The sequence below is a fragment of the Mycobacterium sp. genome (genome assembly GCF_035697385.1).
In the GTDB taxonomy this organism is placed as follows: domain Bacteria; phylum Actinomycetota; class Actinomycetes; order Mycobacteriales; family Mycobacteriaceae; genus Mycobacterium.
This window is the reverse complement of sequence record NZ_DASSCY010000106.1, coordinates 1-2,985: the sequence shown is the minus strand read 5'-3', so window position 1 is coordinate 2,985 and position 2,985 is coordinate 1. Positions and strand designations below refer to the sequence as shown.

The 2,985-nt window shown below is 65.2% G+C and carries 3 protein-coding genes and 1 pseudogene; 2 read left to right on the top strand and 2 right to left on the bottom strand.

All coding sequences use genetic code 11. The annotated features are described in order from the left end of the window. Positions 1-206, bottom strand: a pseudogene (locus tag VFH65_RS09430) (transcriptional regulator); the annotation flags it as partial. Positions 207-281: 75 nt separating this feature from the next. Further along, positions 282-1,289, bottom strand: a complete 1,008-nt coding sequence (locus VFH65_RS09425) for an NAD-dependent epimerase/dehydratase family protein (protein ID WP_353320919.1) — start codon at positions 1,287-1,289, stop codon at positions 282-284. A gap of 38 nt (positions 1,290-1,327) precedes the next feature. Between VFH65_RS09425 and VFH65_RS09420 the strand changes: the two genes are divergently transcribed. Then, the gene (locus VFH65_RS09420) at positions 1,328-2,608 is read left to right on the top strand and encodes a low temperature requirement protein A (protein WP_353320917.1); all 1,281 of its coding nucleotides are present in this window, start codon (positions 1,328-1,330) and stop codon (positions 2,606-2,608) included. A gap of 155 nt (positions 2,609-2,763) precedes the next feature. Further along, on the top strand, positions 2,764-2,985 hold a 222-nt coding region (locus VFH65_RS09415), incomplete at its 3' end, for a ChaB family protein (protein ID WP_353320915.1).

Here is a 2,985-nt window from a genome sequence, read left to right as displayed (position 1 = left end):
CACATCGCGGACCGCAGGCTCGCGACCGCCCTGCGCGTCGGCGCATGCGGCCACAGCATCGCGCAGACCCACAGGCGGTGGACCGGGCGGCGCTTCAGCGCGACCAGCGCAACCAGCCGCTGACAGGCCGGCGGCAGCTCGACAGGCCGGTCGCCCTGATAAACGGCGAACTTACCCAGCAGGTTCAGCGAGAACTGTTCGGTCACGCCTCGATCGTCGAACTGGCGGCACGTGCAGGCACGCGTAGTCCACTACCTGTTTCTGCCCATGACGCCCGCGCTTTAGGACGACATGTGGCGCCCGTTGTCGCGAAAGAACGCCGTTGCCCGGCGGATCGAGTCGTGTATCGGCTTTGGCTGCCAGCCCAGTTCGCGCTCGGCCTTCCCGTGATCCAGCCTCGGCCAGACGTGCATCAATCGCACGCTCTTCGTCGTCAGCTGGAAGTCGCGCCGGAACACGATGCGCACGATGTCGCCGACGAACCCCAGCACGTACATGGCCCACAGCGGTACCCCGAAGCGGGGTGGTTTGACACCGCTGGCTTCGGCTGCCGTCTCGTATAGCTCTCGTACGCTCATGAACCGCTCGGAAATGATGTAGCGCTCGCCGTTTCGGCCCTTCTCCGCGGCGAGAAGCAGTGCGTTGGCGGCGTCCTCGATACCGACCACCTCTCCGGTCCAATCCTTGACGTAGAACGGCATTTTGCCGAGCGCTGCCAGCGCGAGTTGCCGTCCGTGCGGCGTCGGCTGCCAGTCGCGGGGTCCGTAGGTGTTCGAGATGCACAGCGCCACCGCGGGCAACCCGCGCTCCTCGGCGTAGCTGCGCACCAGGTTCTCCGCCTCGACCCGCGAGCGGATGTACGCCCCGCCCTTGTCGGCCCAATTGAACGCGTCCTCTTCGGTCGCGGGTCGCGGGTCATCGGGTATCCCGATGGTGCCGATGGTGCTGGTGAACACGAATCGCCGAAGGTCGGCGCCCAACGCCGCGTCCAGCACATGGCGCAAGCCCTCGACGTTCGTCCGGAATAGCGGCGCCGGGTCACGCAACCATGCGCGGGTGTCGACGACGCAGTAGAAGACGTCCTCGACCCCCGCCATCGCGGCGCGCACGGCGTCGTCGTCGAAGATGTCCCCGTAGTGGTATTCGACGTCGAGGTCTTCAATGGCCTTCGTGGAGCTTGTTCGGCGGATCAACACCCGCACGTCGTCGCCGCGCTCCACCAGTTGGCGTGTGACATGGGAGCCGACAAAGCCGCTCGCGCCGACCACCAACTTCTTCGCACCCGTCATGGGGTGAAATGTAGCGGTGAACCGGAGAAGGTGGGCCAATGAGTGACGTTGAACCGCAGCCGCTGCAAAGGGTTGTTGCGCATCGCGTTCGCCGGATGTCCGGCCGTGATCCGCATGAAGAGCACCGGGTGGCCACCCCGCTGGAACTGCTGTTCGACCTGACGTTCGTCGTCGCGTTCGGCATCGCGGCCAACGAGTTCGCGCACATGCTCGCCGAGAACCATGTCTGGGCGGGCCTCACCGCGTTCGCATTCGCCGTATTTGCGATCTGGTGGGCCTGGATGAACTTCAGCTGGTTCGCGTCGGCCTACGACACCGACGACTGGATCTATCGCTTGCTGACCATGCTGCAGATGGTCGGCGTCATCATCCTCGCGCTCGGCTTGCCCGAAATGTTCGCGTCGGTCGAGCACGGTGACCACGTCGACAACAGCGTCATGGTGGCCGGCTACGTCGTGATGCGAATTGCGTTGGTGGCCCAGTGGTTACGAGCGTCGAGGCAAGATCCCGAGCGACGTCCGGCAACGCTGACGTACGCGGCGAATGTCACGATCGCTCAGATCGGCTGGATCGCCGCGATCTTCCTGCATACGTCGCTCCCGGTGACCTTCGTGATCGTTGCGCTGCTGGTGGCGTTGGAGCTGACGGGGCCGTGGCTGGCCGAGACGCGTAAGAGCGGCACTCCGTGGCACGCCCACCACATCGCCGAACGCTACGGGCTGTTCGCCATCATCGCGCTCGGCGAGGGAGTGGTCGGCACGGTCGCTTCGCTCTCGGCGGCTATCAGCGCACAGGGCTGGACGGTGGATACCGTCCTCGTGGCCGTCGCCGGAACCGGCCTGACGTTCGGCATGTGGTGGATGTACTTCATGGTGCCTGCCGCAGACCTCCTCCACGTGCACCGCGAGCGCTCCTTCCGGTACGGCTACGTGCACTTGATCGTGTTCGGCTCGATCGTCGCCACCGGCGCCGGATTACATGTCGCCGCCTACTACATCGAGCACCATTCCAAGCTCGGCTCTGTCGGCACTGTGTTGGCGGTGGCCGTACCCGTCGCGGTGTACATCCTCGGCGTGTACCTGATCTACATGCTGTTGGTGCGCGCGTGGGACGCCTTCCACGCGCTGCTGGTAGCACTGACGACGGTCGTGCTGATCGCGGCGGTATTGCTAGCCCTCGGCGGCGTTTCGATGGCCGTGTGCCTGCTGGTCGTCACACTCGCGCCGGCGGTCAGCGTTGTCGGTTATGAACTGCTCGGCCACCGTCATGCGGCCGAAGCCATCGCGAAGAGTCTGGACGCCGGTGGCCCCGTTGCTTAGCGCGTTTAGCAGCATCGCGTTCGGGTACGCCTGCTCTTAGCGGCCGTACGGAGTTGCGCACGGGGTGCGCGGGGGTCAGGAAAGCGGCACGCGCGCAACGAGATGCGCGGCTTCGGCGGTTGCCCATGTGCTTATTCGAATTAAGGAGTACCACGATGCCGAAGACGACGAAGGGCGGAGGGGCCAAAAAGAGCGAGTTGCCGAGCACACTGCAGAAGTCTCCCGCAAAGGCGCAGCGGACGTTCGCCAAAACGCATGACTCGGCAGCCGAACAGTACGGCGAAGGCGAGCGCGCGCACCGGACGGCGTTTGCCTCGCTGAAGCACAGCTTCGAGAAGCGCGGCGACCACTGGGAAGCGAAGAAGCGCAAGGGCCCG